Source organism: Croceibacterium segetis (assembly GCF_011320115.1).
Lineage (GTDB): Bacteria > Pseudomonadota > Alphaproteobacteria > Sphingomonadales > Sphingomonadaceae > Croceibacterium_B > Croceibacterium_B segetis.
In genome coordinates this window covers 50,040-65,964 of sequence record NZ_JAANOZ010000007.1, presented here as the reverse complement: position 1 = coordinate 65,964, position 15,925 = coordinate 50,040, and the positions used below count along the sequence as shown (strand labels likewise).

Annotated in this window: 17 protein-coding genes; 10 read left to right on the top strand and 7 right to left on the bottom strand. The window is 66.2% G+C overall.

What is annotated here, in order from left to right; all coding sequences use genetic code 11:
• Positions 1-2: 2 nt before the first annotated feature.
• A complete protein-coding gene (gene typA / locus G7B69_RS09820) occupies positions 3-1,814 on the bottom strand; it encodes a translational GTPase TypA (RefSeq protein WP_166178706.1) in 1,812 nt (603 codons plus the stop codon).
• A 152-nt stretch (positions 1,815-1,966) separates the two neighbouring features.
• Between typA and G7B69_RS09815 the strand changes: the two genes are divergently transcribed.
• Complete coding sequence (locus G7B69_RS09815; RefSeq protein ID WP_166178704.1) at positions 1,967-2,533, top strand: nuclear transport factor 2 family protein; 567 nt, start codon at positions 1,967-1,969, stop codon at positions 2,531-2,533.
• Between the two features lie 3 nt (positions 2,534-2,536).
• Here G7B69_RS09815 and G7B69_RS09810 read toward each other — a convergent pair whose 3' ends face one another.
• Positions 2,537-3,418 carry a hypothetical protein gene (locus G7B69_RS09810; protein ID WP_166178702.1) on the bottom strand — a complete coding sequence of 294 codons (882 nt, stop codon included), beginning with the start codon at positions 3,416-3,418 and terminating at the stop codon, positions 2,537-2,539.
• 149 nt (positions 3,419-3,567) lie between these two features.
• On the opposite strand from G7B69_RS09810, the gene G7B69_RS09805 reads away from it, so the two are divergent.
• The 3 genes from G7B69_RS09805 to G7B69_RS09795 all read left to right on the top strand — a co-directional run bounded on the left by G7B69_RS09805 (position 3,568) and on the right by G7B69_RS09795 (position 6,251).
• Positions 3,568-4,770: a transaldolase family protein gene (locus G7B69_RS09805; protein ID WP_166178700.1), complete on the top strand. Its 1,203-nt coding sequence runs from the start codon at positions 3,568-3,570 to the stop codon at positions 4,768-4,770.
• Between the two features lie 111 nt (positions 4,771-4,881).
• Positions 4,882-5,790, top strand: a complete 909-nt coding sequence (locus G7B69_RS09800; protein WP_166178698.1) for a carboxylesterase family protein — start codon at positions 4,882-4,884, stop codon at positions 5,788-5,790.
• Entirely contained in the window at positions 5,787-6,251 is a 465-nt protein-coding gene (locus G7B69_RS09795; protein ID WP_166178696.1) for a nuclear transport factor 2 family protein, read from the top strand. The genes G7B69_RS09800 and G7B69_RS09795 overlap by 4 nt, the downstream gene beginning before the upstream one ends.
• A 249-nt stretch (positions 6,252-6,500) precedes the next feature.
• On the opposite strand, the gene G7B69_RS09790 is transcribed toward G7B69_RS09795, so the two are convergent.
• The 5 genes from G7B69_RS09790 to ligK all read right to left on the bottom strand — a co-directional run bounded on the left by G7B69_RS09790 (position 6,501) and on the right by ligK (position 11,370).
• Positions 6,501-7,868 carry a DEAD/DEAH box helicase gene (locus G7B69_RS09790; RefSeq protein ID WP_166178694.1) on the bottom strand — a complete coding sequence of 456 codons (1,368 nt, stop codon included), beginning with the start codon at positions 7,866-7,868 and terminating at the stop codon, positions 6,501-6,503.
• 238 nt (positions 7,869-8,106) lie between these two features.
• Positions 8,107-8,775 carry a GNAT family N-acetyltransferase gene (locus G7B69_RS09785; RefSeq protein WP_207785995.1) on the bottom strand — a complete coding sequence of 223 codons (669 nt, stop codon included), beginning with the start codon at positions 8,773-8,775 and terminating at the stop codon, positions 8,107-8,109.
• A gap of 5 nt (positions 8,776-8,780) precedes the next feature.
• Entirely contained in the window at positions 8,781-9,650 is an 870-nt protein-coding gene (locus G7B69_RS09780; RefSeq protein ID WP_166178692.1) for an amidohydrolase family protein, read from the bottom strand.
• The gene (locus tag G7B69_RS09775) at positions 9,647-10,681 is read right to left on the bottom strand and encodes a 4-oxalomesaconate tautomerase (protein WP_166178922.1); all 1,035 of its coding nucleotides are present in this window, start codon (positions 10,679-10,681) and stop codon (positions 9,647-9,649) included. The genes G7B69_RS09780 and G7B69_RS09775 overlap by 4 nt, the downstream gene beginning before the upstream one ends.
• A gap of 14 nt (positions 10,682-10,695) precedes the next feature.
• Positions 10,696-11,370 carry a 4-carboxy-4-hydroxy-2-oxoadipate aldolase/oxaloacetate decarboxylase gene (ligK, locus tag G7B69_RS09770; RefSeq protein ID WP_166178690.1) on the bottom strand — a complete coding sequence of 225 codons (675 nt, stop codon included), beginning with the start codon at positions 11,368-11,370 and terminating at the stop codon, positions 10,696-10,698.
• A 164-nt stretch (positions 11,371-11,534) separates the two neighbouring features.
• Between ligK and G7B69_RS09765 the strand changes: the two genes are divergently transcribed.
• The 6 genes from G7B69_RS09765 to G7B69_RS09740 are packed head-to-tail and all read left to right on the top strand — an operon-like array spanning position 11,535 to position 15,925.
• Positions 11,535-12,326, top strand: a complete 792-nt coding sequence (locus G7B69_RS09765) for a DUF1932 domain-containing protein (protein WP_243415105.1) — start codon at positions 11,535-11,537, stop codon at positions 12,324-12,326.
• The gene (locus G7B69_RS09760) at positions 12,323-13,348 is read left to right on the top strand and encodes an amidohydrolase family protein (protein ID WP_166178686.1); all 1,026 of its coding nucleotides are present in this window, start codon (positions 12,323-12,325) and stop codon (positions 13,346-13,348) included. Before G7B69_RS09765 ends, G7B69_RS09760 begins: the two co-directional genes overlap by 4 nt.
• Complete coding sequence (locus G7B69_RS09755) at positions 13,345-13,644, top strand: DUF2218 domain-containing protein (RefSeq protein ID WP_166178684.1); 300 nt, start codon at positions 13,345-13,347, stop codon at positions 13,642-13,644. Before G7B69_RS09760 ends, G7B69_RS09755 begins: the two co-directional genes overlap by 4 nt.
• Entirely contained in the window at positions 13,641-14,060 is a 420-nt protein-coding gene (ligA, locus tag G7B69_RS09750; RefSeq protein WP_166178682.1) for a protocatechuate 4,5-dioxygenase subunit alpha, read from the top strand. Before G7B69_RS09755 ends, ligA begins: the two co-directional genes overlap by 4 nt.
• Positions 14,061-14,063: 3 nt before the next feature.
• Positions 14,064-14,954 (top strand): class III extradiol dioxygenase subunit beta, encoded by an 891-nt coding sequence (locus tag G7B69_RS09745; RefSeq protein ID WP_166178680.1) that lies wholly within the window; start codon positions 14,064-14,066, stop codon positions 14,952-14,954.
• A gap of 14 nt (positions 14,955-14,968) precedes the next feature.
• Positions 14,969-15,925 (top strand): Gfo/Idh/MocA family oxidoreductase, encoded by a 957-nt coding sequence (locus G7B69_RS09740; RefSeq protein ID WP_166178678.1) that lies wholly within the window; start codon positions 14,969-14,971, stop codon positions 15,923-15,925.

Here is a 15,925-nt window from a genome sequence, read left to right as displayed (position 1 = left end):
GCTCAGGCCGCCGCCCGCGACGCCTTCTTCCGCTCGTGCGGATCGAGGTAGCGCTTGCGCAGCCGGATGCTCTTTGGGGTCACCTCGACCAGTTCGTCGTCCTGGATGTAGGCGATCGCCTGTTCCAGCGTCATGCGCCGCGGCGGGGTGAGGCGGACGGCTTCGTCCTTGCCGGTCGAGCGGAAGTTGGTCAGCTGCTTGGACTTGAGCGGGTTGACCTCCAAGTCCTGCGGCTTGGCGTTCTCGCCGATGACCATGCCTTCATAGAGCTTTTCGCCCGGGGCGATGAACAGCACGCCGCGCTCTTCGAGCATGTTGAGCGCGTAAGGCACCGCCTCGCCCTGCTCCATTGAGATCAGCACGCCGTTCTGGCGGCCCTGGATCGGACCCTTGTAGGGGCCGTAGCGGTCGAACAGGCGGTTCATGATGCCGGTGCCGCGGGTGTCGGAGAGGAACTCGCCGTGATAGCCGATCAGGCCGCGGCTGGGCGCGGTGAAGGTCAGGCGGGTCTTACCGCCGCCGCTTGGGCGCATGTCGGTCATCTCGCCCTTGCGCTGGGCCATCTTCTCAACGACCGTGCCGGCATATTCATCGTCGACGTCGATGACGACGGTCTCGTAAGGCTCCTCGCGGCCCTTGGGGCCATCCTGGAACAGCACGCGCGGACGGCTGATCGACATCTCGAAGCCTTCGCGGCGCATCTGTTCGATCAGCACGCCGAGCTGGAGTTCGCCGCGGCCGGCGACCTCGAATGCGTCGCGCTCGGGGCTTTCGGTCAGGCGAATGGCGACGTTGCCTTCGGCCTCGCGCTCGAGCCGTTCGCGAATCACACGGCTTTGCACCTTGTCGCCCTCGCGGCCGGCATAGGGGCTGTCGTTGACCGCGAAGGTCATTGCCAGCGTCGGCGGGTCGATCGGCTGGGCGGCAATCGGAATGGTGACGATCGGGTCGGCGATGGTGTTCGAAACGGTCGCGTGGGTCAGTCCGGCGATGGCGACGATGTCGCCCGCCTGGGCGTGGAGCACGGGCACGCGCTCGAGGCCCTGGAAGGCAAAGACTTTCGTCGCGCGGCCGGTCTCGACGACATTGCCGAACACGTCGAGCGCCCGGATCGGCATGCCGACCTCGAGCCGGCCGCTTTCGATTCGGCCGGTCAGGATGCGCCCGAGGAAGTTGTCGCGGTCGAGCAGCGTGGCGATCATCGCGAAGTCGGCGTCGGGGTCGAGCCCGGGCTCGGGCACATGGGTGACGATGGTCTTGAACAGCGGGTCGAGCGTGCCTTCGCGGGCGTCCTGGTCCTCGCTGGCGTAGCCCGCGCGACCCGAGGCGTAGAGCACCGGGAAGTCGAGCTGGTCGTCATCGGCCTCGAGCGCGACAAACAGGTCGAACACCTCGTCGAGCACTTCCTGCGGGCGGGCGTCGGGGCGGTCGATCTTGTTGACCACGACGATGGGCCTGAGGCCGAGGCCGAGCGCCTTGCCGGTGACGAACTTGGTCTGCGGCATCGGCCCTTCGGCGGCGTCGACCAGCAGGATCACGCCGTCGACCATGGAGAGGATCCGCTCGACCTCGGCGCCAAAGTCGGCGTGCCCGGGGGTGTCGACGATGTTGATGTGGGTGCCGTGCCACTCGACCGAGGTGCACTTCGCCAGGATGGTGATCCCGCGTTCCTTCTCGAGGTCGTTCGAATCCATCGCCCGCTCTTCCACGCGCTGGTTGTCGCGGAAAGTGCCGGACTGGCGGAACAGCTGGTCGACGAGCGTTGTCTTGCCGTGGTCGACGTGGGCGATAATCGCCACGTTGCGAAGGGACATCGTTTCAAACTTTCGGGAAAGCGGGTTTCGGGCGCGCACATAGGAGCATTGCTGCGATGCAGCAAGGGGGAGGGTGTGTATCCTCTATGATGGACAAAGCCGATTTGCCGTGCATCATACAGGGCAAAGCCGTTCTGGGAGAGGATGTTCCGATGAAAAATCTGCTTGCCGCCGCCGCCACGCTGGCCGTGGTCCTGTCCATGCCCGCCGCCGCGCAGCAGCGGGCGCTCAGCGATCCCGTGGTCGGTCACCCGAATCCGGAATCGCTGTTCACCTCCAAGGACAAGAAGCTCAACACCAACAAGCAGGCGGCGTTGCACATCCAGCGCGAGCTGCTCAAGTGCCATGAGTGGGCCCGCGCGAAGGAGTGGCTGACCGATGCCTACATCCAGCACAACCCAGTCGCCGCCTCGGGCCTGGCCGGCGTGGTCCACTACTTCGTCGATATCGCCAAGCAGAAGCCGCTCGACCCCTGCCCGGCGCTGAGCGCGAGCGATCCCAATGCGGTGGTCGCGGTGGTGGCCGAGGGCGACTACGTCACCATCCTGACCCGGCGGGAGCTTCCTTACGCCGACGATCCCACCAAGACCTACACCACCACCTGGTTCGACACCTGGCGTTTCGTCGACGGCAAGGCCGACGAGCACTGGGATCCGATGGCGCTCGGCGCAGGGCCCGGGCCGTCCGCCGCCGCCTCCAAGCCGGCCGCTTCGAACTAGCGCCTACTCGTCGTCGGTCCGCTTCATCTTCTCGAGCTTCTTGCTGACTCGCATGATCTTGGCGATGCCCTTCGTGTGCGACGGGCCTTCGTAGAGCGCGGCAAGGTAGGCGCGATCGAACGCGGTCATCCCGTCGGGCGGGCTGCCGTTTTCGTCGAACAGGCCGAGGATCGAGACCGGTGCGTCGCCGCCCTTGGCGTCGCGGGTGCGGGCGAACACCCGCATCACGGCGTAATCGGCCAGCTGGTGGAGCGTCTTGCCGGCGGCGTGCTCGCGGTCGAACAGGACGACGACCTGGGTGATGTGGCGCTCGGTCGCGGTCGAGATCAGCGACTGCCCGCCTTCCATCGTCGCGGTCGGGATGTCGGTCAGGTTCTTGCGCCGCGGCATCGCCGCGCCGTTCTGCATCCGCGTCTCGACCACCGACAGCACCCGCACCGGCCCGGGCTCCTCGAGCAATTCGTCCTGCTCCTGCACGGTCAGCACGTCGGTCAGGAGGTGGGTCTTCTTCTGGATCGCGGCGAGATCGGCACGGCCATCCTCGGTGAAGCTGACGAAGATGTTGGGATGGCAGTTGCCGTTGGGGGCCAGCGGGATATGCAAGTCCTCGGCGATCATGCGGATGCGCCCGACGAGCATCTCGGCATATTCCTGCGACAGGCCGATCACTCCGGGGCACGCGTAGCCGTCGAATCGCGGCAACGGCTCGTAGCGGATGTCGGTCTCGCGCGTGACCTCGCGCGCCTGGCGGGTGACGACGTTCGGGTCGAGCGACTGGCCCTTGCCGGTGACGACGATATCGGCCCTGGAATCCAGATCCTGCGCCGCCAGCGCCGCTGGCGCGAGCAGCGGAACGAGAAGCAGGGCGAGGCGGCGCAGGCTCATGTCGCTTCTATTACCTCGCGCAACTGCCTCAACAAGCGCGGAACGCGCCTTGCGACACTTTGACACGAACCCCAGGCCAAGCTCAGCGTGGGCCGCTCTCATTCGAAAATGGCTGGACCTTTCACCCCGCGCGGAGGCATGGAGCGGCGATGACCCAGAACATCCTAGAACGCCTCGCCGCGACCAACCCCGACGCCGAAATCTGGTGGGATTCCTCGCCGCTGATCTACCCCAGCTGGAAGGAAGAGACGCTCGCGAAGGCGCCGGAGGGCCAGCGCGGCGAATGGGAGGAGCAGCTGAGGCGGCTCTACGATGACAAGACCATCCAGTCGCAAGGGACGATGGGCTTCCGCGGGGTGACCACCAACCCGCCACTCAGCCTGCAGGCGATCAAGCTCGCGCCCGAGATGTGGGCGAACGAAATCAAGTCTATCGCCAGGCAGAACCCCGGCCTCGACTACGAGGGCGTCTACTGGACGATGTACCTCGACCTGGTGAAGAAGGGCGCCGCGGCGATCCGCCCGGTGTGGGAGAAGTCTGGCGGCAAGTACGGCTTCCTCTCCGGCCAGGTCGACCCGCGCTTCGTGCGCGACGGCGAGAAGATGCTCGCCCAGGGCCTGCAGATCGCCGCGCAAGGCCCCAACGTGATGGTCAAGCTGCCGGGCTCGCAGGAAGGCTACCAGATGCTCGAAGAGCTGACCGCGCTCGGCATCAGCACCAACAACACCACCAGCTTCACCGTGGCGCAGTACATGCGCTGCATGTCGGCGGTGAGCGCAGGGCTGTTCCGGGCGAAGGCGGCGGGCGTGGACCTGTCGAAGTGGCGCTCGGTCATCACCCATATGTCGGCCCGCCTCGGCGAGCTGAGCGACTGGCGCACCGAAGCGAAGGCGCGCGGCATCGAGCTCAGCCTGAGCGAAATCCGCGACGGCGAGGAAGCCGTGCTCAAGCGCGCGTATCACTACGGGAAGAGCGTGGGGCATCCTTCGAAGATGCTGCAGTGCTCGATGCGCGTCGAAACCGACGACCGCACCGGCAAGACCGTCAGCCGCCACATCCAGGACTTCGCCGGCAGCGACATGGTCTACACCTGCCCGCCGGGCTACATCGCCCAGCTGATGGCCAACGACGAGGCGCTCGGTGCCTTCGATCCCAAGGCGATCGACCGCGAGCCGAACAAGGCGAGCGTCGAAAAGCTGATGAAACTGCCAAGCTTCCGCCAGGCCTACGAATTTGACGGCATGCGGCCCGACCAGTTCGCCCACTTCGGGAGCTTCAAGGCGACCGAGGCGGAGTTCGCCGCGGCGACACGGCAGACGGTCGACTTCGTGCGGATGACGCTGGAGTCCTAGGGCTTTCCCGGCAGCGACTCTTTGCGACAAGGGCGGAGTTGTCCGGCTTCGGCGCGCCTGTTACCCCTTGGCTCGACCTCGCGCAGACGGGGCCGAGGGGATAATGAAACCATGAAGCGAACCTTCCGCAGCGTATGCCTGACAATCGCGGCCTTGAGCGTCGCGCTGATCGTTCCGCAGACCTTGTCCGCGCAAACGCCCGGCAACGGCCCCCCGGCGGCGAACGGCCCGCCGCGCCCTCCGCGAATGGCGCCCGACCCGCGGGTGCAGCAAAAGTCGTACACTTTGCCGACCGGCGAGGAGATGAAGTACACGCTCTATGTCTCGTCGAAGGTGAAGCCGGGTGTGCCGGCGCCGCTGGTCGTCGCGTTGCACGGTTACGGCGGCGATTCGAACTTCATCGTCCGCGACAAGCTGATCGACGAGGCCGAGCAAGGCGGATACGTTGTCGTCGGCCCGATGGGCTACAACTTCACCGGCTGGTACGGTTCGCCGGTGATCCTGATCGGCGGCGGCGAGGTCAAGCCGGCGAACCTCACGCAGCTGTCCGAACTCGACGTGCTGAACGTGATGGCCATCGCCCAGCACGATTACACCATCGATCCCAATCGCATCTATCTGATGGGCCATTCGATGGGCGGCGCGGGCACGATCTTCATGGGCCAGAAGCATTCGGAAATCTGGGCTGCGGCGGCCGCCATCGCGCCGGCGGCATTCATGATGCAGCGCGACGAGACCACGCTGCTCGGGCACTTCAAGGAAGCCAAGCTGCCACTGATGATCACCCAGGGCGGCGACGATAACGTGGTCCCGCCGGCAGGCACGCGCACATGGGCGGCGGCGATGGATCAGCTCGGCATGGAGCACGAATATATCGAGAAGCCGGGCCTCGACCACGGCACGATCATCGGCCCGAGCATGCCCGAGATCTTCCGCTTCTTCGCCGCGCACAAACGCACGCCGCCGCCGCCGTTCGTGCCGCCCCGGCCCCCGGGCGCGCCCGCACCGGCAAAGCCATGAGCCGTCCGCCGCTACCGCCGTTCACCGCCGAAACGGCGGCGACCAAGATGCGCGCGGCGGAGGACGCCTGGAACCGGCGCGACCCGGAAGCCGTCGCGCTGGCCTACACGCCCGACAGCCGCTGGCGGAACCGCGACGAGTTCCTCAACGGGCGCGCCGAAATCGTCGCCTTCCTCACGCGCAAATGGGCGAAGGAACGCGAGTACCGGCTGATCAAGGAGCTGTGGGCGTTCACCGGCGACCGCATCGCGGTGCGCTTTGCTTACGAGTGGCACGATGCCGGTGGGCAGTGGTTCCGCTCGTACGGCAACGAGAACTGGCAGTTCGACGCCGAGGGCTTCATGGCCGTGCGTCACGCCAGCATCAACGACCTGGCCATCGCCGAGGCCGACCGCCTGTTCCACTGGCCGCACGGTCCGCGTCCCACGGATCATCCGGGACTGTCGGACCTTGGCCTGTAGCGATCAGGGATAAAACCCGCCGCTGGCAGTGGGTGAGGCGCGTTGAAGTCGGTTCTCGAGTTTTTCTGGCAATTTCTGTTGGGAGTAACCGGCGCAGTCGGTTTCGCCGCACTGATCGTCGGCGGCACAACGCTTGCGTGCGGCTTCGGTCTCGTCAGCTGCGGATACGGCTGGCGCCGCTGGCGCCGGCGACGCAGGATGCCACCGCCCGAGAACGAGGGTTGAGGCTTTCGCCCCAACCCGACTCAATCAAACCGCGGTGCGCGCGCGGGGCTTGTTGAAGCGGCGACGATTGCCGTTGCCGCCGACACCCGCCGGCTTGCTGCCGTGGGCATGGCCACCCTCGCCGCGCGGCTTGGCGCGAACGGCGGGGCCCTTGTTCGGAAAGCGGCGGCGCTGCTGGTCGCGCGAACGATCGTCGCGCTCGGCGCGCGTCGGCTCGGGGCCCTTGGCGTTGACGATCCGCGCTTCGGCGGCGAGGCCTTCGGGCAGGCCGATTTCCTCGAGGTTCGCCTTGGTCAGCTTCCAGATGTCACGCAGGTAAGCCTTCTCGTCGGGCGCGCAGAGCGAGATCGCCACGCCCGCGGCGCCGGCGCGCGCGGTGCGGCCGATGCGGTGGACGTATTGCTCGGCCACGTTGGGCAGCTCGAAGTTGATCACGTGGCTGATGCCCGAGACGTCGATCCCGCGCGCGGCGATGTCCGTCGCGATGAGGATGCGCGCGCTACCCGCACGGAACTCGCCGAGCGCCTTCTCGCGCTGCGGCTGGCTCTTGTTGCCGTGGATCGCATTGGCGCGGATGCCCACCTGGGCGAGCTTCTTCACCACGCGATCGGCGCCGTGCTTCGTGCGGGTGAACACCAGCACGCGGTCCATCTCCTTGCTGGCAAAGCCCTCGCGCAGCAGGATCGTCAGGAACGCCTGCTTCTCGGTATTCTGGCAGAACGCCACCTGCTGGATGACGCGCTCGGCGGTGGTCGCCTGCGGGGCGACCGAGACTTGCGCCGGATTGGTCAGGTACTGATCGGCCAGCTGGCGGATCGCGTTGGGCATCGTCGCCGAGAAGAACAACGTCTGGCGCTGCTTCGGCAGGAGCCTGACGATCTGCTTGAGGGCGTGGATGAAGCCGAGGTCGAGCATCTGGTCGGCTTCGTCGAGGACGAGGATCTCAACCGACGAGAGGTCGATCGCGCGCTGCTCGGCGAGGTCGACCAGTCGGCCTGGCGTGGCGACGCAAACGTCGACGCCGCGCGCTAGCTCCTGCTTGTTGCGCCCAACCGAGGTGCCGCCGAACACGGTGACGACCTTGAGGTGCGCGAAGTGGGCGTACTCGCGCGCGCTCTCGGCGATCTGCCCAGCCAGCTCACGCGTCGGCGCGAGAATCAGCATACGGCAGCTGCGCGGCTTCGGCCGCTGGTCGGAAGCGACGAGACGGTCGATCGACGGCAGCATGAAGGCCGCGGTCTTGCCGGTCCCGGTCTGGGCAATGCCGAGCAGGTCGCGCCCGGTGAGCACGGTGGGAATGGCCTGCGTCTGAATCGGCGTGGGGCTGTCGTAGCCCTTGAGCGCCAGCGCTTGGAGAACAGGCTGCGAGAGCCCGAGTGTTTCGAAAGTCATATAGTCTTCTAACTCGCAATATATGCGGCAGCGCGCACGCAAATCGGCGCGTTGCAGCGGGTGCTGAACGACCCGCGTGAAAAGGGAAGCTCTTGGGAAAGGGCACCCATTGAGTGGGCCCTAGGACCGAGGCGCAGCCGGGGCGGATTGGATCCGCCAGTTCACGCTGCCAGGCGCTTCGATGGCGGCCAAGTGGGGGCGAAGGGAACAAAAGTCAAACGAATTCGCCGAGTGGGGGTTAACCTTTGACGCGCTCGAACACCGCGACGTTCATGTCGCAGCGCTGCCGGTAGCCAAGCTTCTCGTAGAGCGCGATCGCGCCCAAATTGTCCTTCCATGCATGGAGGAAGGGTGCCTCACCGCGCTGGAGGATGGCGCGCGTCTTGAAAGCCGACAGGCGGCGGCCGAGACCCTGCCCGCGAAAATCGGGATGAGTGCAGACGCCGCTGAGTTCCGCGTAACCGGGCGGGTGCATCCGCTCGCCGGCCATCGCCGCGAGGCGGCCCTCGCGCTTGACGCCGAAGAACGGTCCCATCAGCCGGGTGTCGCGGCGAAACGGGCCCGGTTCGGTGAGCGTGGCGAGGGCAAGCATTTCGTCGGCGACGGCTTCGTCGAGCGGAATGATTTCGGTGTCGTCTTCGGCAGGCGGTGCACCGTCGAAGACCATCTGCACCGCGGCGCGGCGCATCACCGTAGTAAGGCCCGGCAAGTCGGCGATCGGGGGCGCCTGGACGACATAGGCCGGCTCGCCGCGAATCAGCTCGGCCATCGCCGTGAGCGTCTCGGGTTCCTCGTCGGGCCCGGCGACGAAGACGTTGACTTCGGGCCGGTAGCGCCGCGCTATTCTGCCACCTTGCGCCAGATGCGCGTGAGCGCCCGTCAGACTGGCCCAGACGGGCCGGTCCAAGGGGCTCAGTCCGCCCAATAGAGCCGCTCGGGGTTCGCCACGAGCAGCTTGTGCTGCAGCTCCGCCGTCGGGGCGATGCGCGGGATCATGTCGACGATGTGGCCGTCGTCGGGGAGGAACTTTTGCTGATTGGGATGCGGCCAGTCGGTGCCCCAGATGCAGCGGTCGGGATAGTCCTCGACCAGCGGTCGGACGGCCTTGGCGAAGGCGTTCCACGGATCGCCCGTGAGATCGAGGCGGTCGGGGCAGGTCGGCTTGAAGTGGATGTCGGGCCGCGACTCGAGAAGGCGGCGGAAGGCGCGCATGTCGGGACCGTCTGGGCCTTGGGTCACGTCGGGGCGGCCCATGTGATCGACCACAAGCGGCACGGGAATGGCGTCGATGAACGGGCGCAGACCTTCCAGGATGTCGGCCTCGAAGTAGATCACGACGTGCCAGCCCGCCGGCAGGCGCCCGGCCACTTCGAGAAACTTGTCCTTCGGCGCATCGTCGACGAGGCGCTTGAGGAAATTGAAGCGGATGCCGCGCATCCCGCCATCGTGGAGGACGTGCAGCTCGGCCTCGGAGATCGCCGGATCGACCACCGCCACGCCGCGCGCCTTGCCGTCACTCTTGGCTATAGCGTTCAGGGTCGCGCGGTTGTCGCTGCCGTGACAGCTAGCCTGGACGATCACGTTCCTGGCAAAACCGAGACGATCGCGAAGCGCGAACAGCATTTCCGGGGTCGCATCCTCGGGCAGATACTTGGCCTTGGCGCTGAACGGGAACTCGGCCATCGGCCCGAACACGTGGCAGTGCGCGTCGACAGCGCCGGGCGGCGGGACGAAGGTCGGCTTTGACGGATGGGGATGCCAGGAAACGATACGCTCATTCATACGAACACGGTTCCATCCATCAGCTTGCGCGCGGTCCTGAGCAGCGCGGCACTTTGCACCTGCCCGGCCTCGTCGACCTCGAGCACGCAGCTCATCTCGCCGCTCGGGTGCTCGACACTGAGCGTCTTGCGGCGCCCCTCCGGAATCTCCGCCACCTCGGCGGCGGGCGAGCCCGGGACGAGGCAGGCGGTCGCCACGCTCACCGCGCCGAGCACGCCGATGCTGGCATGCGCGCGGTGGGGGATGAAGCTGCGCACGGTAACCGCGCCGCCGTTCTTGGGCGGGGCGACGAGCATCATCTTGGGGACCGACTTCTTGCTCACATCGCCGAGGTTCATAAGCGGCCCGGCAGTAAGGCGGATGTTCTCGACGCGGGCTTTCAGCTCGTCCGCCGCGTCGAGCTCGGCGCGGGTCTCGTAGCCGCTCGCGCCGACGTCCTCGGCCTTGAAGACGATGCACGGCATGCCGTTGTCGATCAATGTGCAGCGCACGCCTTCGATCTCGTCCACCGCGTTGCCGGTCGGCAGCAGCGCGCCGCAAGTTGAGCCGGCGGTGTCGCGGAATTCGAGCGGGACCGGCGCGTGGGTGCCGGGCACCCCGTCGATCCGCGCGTCGCCGGTGTAGGTCGGCACGCCGCCGGGGGTCTGCACGGTGGCGACGGCGACCTGGCCGGTGTTCTCCATGAAGATCGCCACCCGCGTCTCGTCGCCCGTCGCCGCGACGAGCCCGCGCTCGATCGCGAACGGCCCGACGCCGGCGAGGATGTTGCCGCAGTTCTGCTGGTCGGTCACGATCGCCTGGTCGACGAAGACCTGCAGGAACAGGTAATCGACGTCGATCCCGTCGCGGGCCGACTTGCGGATCACGGCGACCTTGCTGGTCAGCGGGTCGGCGCCGCCCATGCCGTCGATCTGCCGCGGGTCGGGGCTGCCCATCACCTTGAGCAAGAAGGCGTCGCGCTCGGCGGTGTCGGTCGGCAAATCGGTCGCAAGGAAGTAACCTCCCTTGGAGGTTCCCCCGCGCATCCACATCACGGGAGCCGAGGTCAGACCCACTTGAGCCCCATGTCGGTGAGCTTCTGGCGGAAGCCGTACATGTCGAGCCCGAGAACGCCCGAGGCGAGCTTTTCGCGCTTCTCCGCCTCGTTGGCCTCGCGCGCCTGGGCCTTTTCGAGCACTTTGGCCGCATCCTCGCGCTTGACGACGCAGACGCCGTCGTCGTCGGCGACGATCACGTCGCCCGCGCGGATGAAGGCCCCGGCGCAGATCACGTCGACATTCACGCTGCCGAGGCTGGCCTTGATCGTCCCTTGCGCGAACACGCGCTTCGACCAGACCGGGAAGTTCATTTCGTGCAAGTCGCGCACGTCGCGAACGCCGGCGTCGATGATCAGGCCCTGGCAGCCGCGCGCCTGCGCGCTGGTGGCGAGGAGGTCGCCGAAATAGCCGTCTTCGCAAGGGCTAGTCGGCGCGATTACGAGCACGTCGCCGTCCTGCAACTGTTCGATTGCGGCGTGAACCATGTAGTTGTCGCCCGGCGGCACGCTGATGGTGATGGCCGAAGCGCCGATCCGAGCCCCGGGGTAGATCGGCCGCATGTAGCTGGCGAGCAGGCCGGTGCGCCCCTGCGCCTCGTGCACCGTGGCGACGCCGCACTTGCCGAGCCCTTCGACCACTTCCTTGTCCGCGCGCTGGATGTTCTGGACGACGACGCCTGCCATGCCTCGACTCTCCCTCGAATTAGCGCGAGCGCGGTGGACCGGGCGCGCCCCTCGCGTCAAGGGGATGCGCATGCCCTCCGGCAAACTTGTAAGCAATACATACATTCTGTAAGCGGCTCGCCAAGAGGATGCCAGACTCGAATCCATCTCTTCCCGCGCCTCGCGTGGCGCTGGTCGGCTTCGGCGAAGCCGGCGAAACTTTCGTGCGCGCCCCGGGCTGGCGCGGCGAGACGCGCGGCTGGGACGTGCTGCCCGAACGCCGCGCGGCCATGGCGCAGGCCGGGGTCGAAACGGGCGACGACGCGGCCTCGGCGCTGGGCGATCGAGCCTTCATCCTTTCGCTGGTCACCGCCGATCAAGCCCTGGCCGCCGCCCGTGACTATGCCCCGCTACTGCCCGAGGGCGCGCTGTGGTGCGACATGAACTCGGTGGCGCCCGACACCAAGCGCGAGGCGGCATCAGTGATCGAGAGAGCCGGCGGCCGCTACATCGATGTCGCGGTGATGGCGCCGGTCGACAAGGGCATGGCCGTTCCCCTCCTCGTTTCCGGCCCGCACGCGATGGCGGCCCAACCGCTGCTCGAGGCGCTGGGCTTCTCGAACGTCCGGGTGGTCGGCGACGAGGTGGGCCGGGCCTCGGCAATCAAGATGATCCGTTCGGTGATGGTCAAGGGCTTCGAGGCGCTGAGCAGCGAATGCGCCGCCGCGGCCGAAGCGGCGGGGGTGTTCGACGAGGTCATGGCCTCGCTCGACGCCAGCGAGAAGGCCGCGCCGTGGGCCGAGAAAATCGCCTACAACCGCGAGCGGATGGCAAAACACGGGTTCCGCCGCGCCGCGGAGATGGAAGAATCGGCCAAGACGCTGCAAGGGCTCGGCGTCGAGCCGGTGATGACCCGCGGTACGATCCGCCTCCAGCGCGAGGCGGCGGAAAAGAGCAAGAGGAACGAAGGCGCATGAGCCTGATCATCGATTGCCACGGCCATTACACGGTGCTGCCCAAGGGCCATGACGCGTGGCGCGAGGCGCAGAAGGCCGCCTACAAGGAAGGCAAGGCGCCTCCGCCCTACCCCGAGATCTCCGACGACGAGATCCGCGAGACGATTGAATCCAACCAGCTCAAACTGATCAAGGAACGCGGCGCCGACCTCACCATTTTCAGCCCTCGCGCGAGCGCGATGGCGCCGCACGTCGGCGACCAGGCGGTGGCGAGCGAATGGGCGCGGCGCTGCAACGACCTGATCTACCGCGTCACGCAGCTGTTCCCCGACACCTTCATCGGCGGCTGCATGCTGCCGCAGAGCCCGAAGTCGGACCTCGCCGAAAGCGTGCGCGAGCTGCACCGCTGCGTCGAGGAGCTCAATTTCGTCGTCTGCAACCTCAATCCCGATCCCGGCGGCGGCTATTTCCAGCACCCGCCGCTGACCGACGAGTACTGGTTCCCGATCTACGAAGCGATGTGCGAGCTCGAGGTCCCGGCGATGATCCACGTCTCGGGCAGCTGCAACCCGGCCATGCACGCCACCGGCGGCTACTACCTTGCGGCCGACACGATTGCCTTCATGCAACTGCTGCAGGGAGACCTGTTCAGCCGCTTCCCGACGCTGAAGCTGATAATCCCCCACGGCGGCGGCGCGGTGCCCTATCACTGGGGTCGCTATCGCGGCCTCGCCGACATGCTCAAGCAGCCCGACTTACAGACGCACCTGATGAACAACGTGTTCTTCGATACCTGCGTCTATCACCAGCCGGGGATCGACCTGCTGGCCGACGTGATCGAGAACAAGAACATCCTGTTCGGCAGCGAAATGGTCGGCGCGGTGCGCGGGATCGATCCGCAGACCGGCCACTATTTCGACGACACCAAACGCTACATCGATGCGCTTGATATCTCGGATCACGAGAAGCACATGATCTTCGAAGGCAACGCGCGCCGGGTCTATCCGCGGCTCGACGCCATCCTCAAGGAACGCGGCCTATGAGTGCGACATCGACCGGCCTCGCCCATTGCGAGAAGCCCGAGCGCTATATCCAGCAGCTCGTCAGTCATTGGGGCCACAAAATGGCCACGACCTATGACGAGGGCGACGGGATGGGCGCATTCCCGTTTTCCGAGCATACCAACGCGGTGATGACCGCGCGGCCCGAGGGCATCGCCATCACGCTGACCACCGCCGACCAGGAAGAAAACGAACGCATGCGCGGCGTGATCGAGCGGCATATCGACCGCTTCGCCTTCCGCGAGGCGCCGCTGACTTACGAATGGAAAGACCAATGACCGACAAGAAGCAGCGGATCGACATCCACGCCTATCTCGCCGAGATGGAAGACATCCCCGGCACCCGGGTGTTCACCGCGCAGCGCGCGCGCAAGGGCTACTGGCTCAACCAGTTTGCGATGAGCCTGATGAAGGAAGAGAACCGCAACCGTTTCCTGGCCGACGAGAAGGCCTATCTCGACGAGTGGGACCTGACCGACGCGGCGAAGAAGGCGGTGCTCGCGCGCGATTACAACGCGATGATCGACGAAGGTGGAAACATCTATTTCCTGTCCAAGCTTTTCAGCACCGACAAGAAAAGCTTCCAGTTCGCCGCCGGATCGATGACCGGAATGACCCAGGAAGAATATGCCGAGATGATGCTCAAGGGCGGCCGTTCGCCCGAAGGGCAGCGCTCGATCAAGGAAGGACGCTAAGCCATGGCCCGCATCACCGCCGGCATCACCTCGAGCCACATTCCTGCGCTCGGCGCGGCGATCCAGACCGGCACCTCAAACAACGATTACTGGGGTCCGGTTTTCAAGGGTTACGAGCCGATCCGCGAGTGGGTCAAGGAGCCCGGCAACACCCCCGACGTGGTGATCCTGGTCTACAACGACCACGCGAGCGCGTTCGACATGAACATCATCCCGACCTTCGCGATCGGCTGCGCGGAAGTGTTCAAGCCGGCCGACGAAGGCTGGGGCCCGCGCCCGGTTCCCGACGTGATCGGCCACCCGGACCTCGCGTGGCACATCGCCCAGAGCCTGATCCTCGACGAGTTCGACATGACCATCATGAACCAGATGGACGTCGACCACGGGTGCACAGTGCCGCTGAGCATGATCTTCGGCGAGCCCGAGGTCTGGCCGTGCAAGGTCATCCCGCTGCCGGTCAACGTGGTCACTTATCCGCCGCCTTCGGGCAACCGCTGTTTCAGGCTCGGCGAGAGCATCCGCGCCGCGGTCGAGAGCTTCCCCGAGGACCTCGACGTGCAGGTCTGGGGCACCGGCGGGATGAGCCACCAGCTTCAGGGCCCGCGCGCCGGCCTGATCAACAAGGACTTCGACCTCAACTTCATCGAACAACTGATCAAGGACCCCGAAACGCTCAGCAAGATGCCGCACATCGAATACCTGCGCGAAGCGGGCTCGGAAGGCATCGAGCTGGTCATGTGGCTGATCATGCGCGGGGCGCTTGGCGACAAGGTCGAGGAGCTTTACCGCTTTTACCACATCCCCGCCTCGAACACCGCGCTCGGCGCGCTGATTCTCCAGCCAGAGGGCATCGGCGCCAAGCCGCCCAAAGTGCGCGAGCAGGTCAACGCCTAACTGAAGGAATAACGATGCGTATCGCACTCGCAGGCGCCGGCGCGTTCGGCGAAAAGCACCTCGACGGCCTCAAGAACATCGACGGGGTGGAAATCGCCTCGGTCATCTCGCGCCGCGCCGAGCAGGCCGCCGAAGTCGCGGCCAAATACGGCGCGCCGCATTCGGGTACCGAGTTGTCCGAAGCCCTCGCGCGCGACGACGTCGACGCCGTGATCCTGTGCACCCCGACCCAGATGCACGCAGAGCAGGCGATCGCCTGCATGGATGCCGGCAAGCACGTGCAGGTGGAGATCCCCCTCTCCGACAGCTGGGCCGACGCGCAGAAGGTGCTCGACAAGTCGAGGGAGACCGGCCTCGTGTGCATGGTCGGCCACACCCGGCGCTTCAATCCGAGCCACCAGTACGTGCACAACAGGATCGTCGAGGGCGACTTCAACGTCCTCCAGATGGACGTGCAGACCTACTTCTTCCGCCGCAAGAACATGAACGCCAAGGGCGAACCGCGCAGTTGGACCGACCACCTCCTGTGGCACCACGCCGCGCACACGATCGACCTGTTCGCCTACCAGGCCGGCAAGATCGTCACGGCCAACGCGATCCAGGGGCCGAAGAACCCCGAGCTCGGCATCGCCATGGACATGTCGATCCAATTGAAGAGCGAAAGCGGGGCGATCTGCACCCTGTCGCTGTCGTTCAATAACGACGGGCCGCTCGGCACCTTCTTCCGCTACATCGGCGATAGCGCGACCTACATCGCCCGCTACGACGACCTCGTCACCGGCAAGGAAGAGCCGGTCGACCTTGCCGGCGTGGCGGTCTCCAGCAACGGTATCGAACTGCAGGACCGTGAGTTCGTCGCCGCCATTCGCGAGGGCCGCGAGCCGAACAGTTCGGTGCAGTCGGTGATCGATTGCTACCGGGTGATCGGCGAGCTCGCCGCCAGCCTCGAAGCGCAGGACGGCTGGTCATGA

Bases quoted from the DNA above. Each gene is read 5' to 3' on its own strand.
- G7B69_RS09760 (WP_166178686.1), top strand. From the start codon at position 12,323: ATGAGCCTGATCATCGATTGCCACGGCCATTACACGGTGCTGCCCAAG.
- typA (WP_166178706.1), bottom strand. From the start codon at position 1,814: ATGTCCCTTCGCAACGTGGCGATTATCGCCCACGTCGACCACGGCAAG.
- G7B69_RS09745 (WP_166178680.1), top strand. From the start codon at position 14,064: ATGGCCCGCATCACCGCCGGCATCACCTCGAGCCACATTCCTGCGCTC.
- G7B69_RS09800 (WP_166178698.1), top strand. From the start codon at position 4,882: ATGAAGCGAACCTTCCGCAGCGTATGCCTGACAATCGCGGCCTTGAGC.
- G7B69_RS09775 (WP_166178922.1), bottom strand. From the start codon at position 10,681: ATGTGGATGCGCGGGGGAACCTCCAAGGGAGGTTACTTCCTTGCGACC.
- G7B69_RS09780 (WP_166178692.1), bottom strand. From the start codon at position 9,650: ATGAATGAGCGTATCGTTTCCTGGCATCCCCATCCGTCAAAGCCGACC.
- G7B69_RS09810 (WP_166178702.1), bottom strand. From the start codon at position 3,418: ATGAGCCTGCGCCGCCTCGCCCTGCTTCTCGTTCCGCTGCTCGCGCCA.
- G7B69_RS09795 (WP_166178696.1), top strand. From the start codon at position 5,787: ATGAGCCGTCCGCCGCTACCGCCGTTCACCGCCGAAACGGCGGCGACC.
- G7B69_RS09805 (WP_166178700.1), top strand. From the start codon at position 3,568: ATGACCCAGAACATCCTAGAACGCCTCGCCGCGACCAACCCCGACGCC.
- ligA (WP_166178682.1), top strand. From the start codon at position 13,641: ATGACCGACAAGAAGCAGCGGATCGACATCCACGCCTATCTCGCCGAG.
- ligK (WP_166178690.1), bottom strand. From the start codon at position 11,370: ATGGCAGGCGTCGTCGTCCAGAACATCCAGCGCGCGGACAAGGAAGTG.
- G7B69_RS09790 (WP_166178694.1), bottom strand. From the start codon at position 7,868: ATGACTTTCGAAACACTCGGGCTCTCGCAGCCTGTTCTCCAAGCGCTG.
- G7B69_RS09815 (WP_166178704.1), top strand. From the start codon at position 1,967: ATGAAAAATCTGCTTGCCGCCGCCGCCACGCTGGCCGTGGTCCTGTCC.
- G7B69_RS09755 (WP_166178684.1), top strand. From the start codon at position 13,345: ATGAGTGCGACATCGACCGGCCTCGCCCATTGCGAGAAGCCCGAGCGC.
- G7B69_RS09740 (WP_166178678.1), top strand. From the start codon at position 14,969: ATGCGTATCGCACTCGCAGGCGCCGGCGCGTTCGGCGAAAAGCACCTC.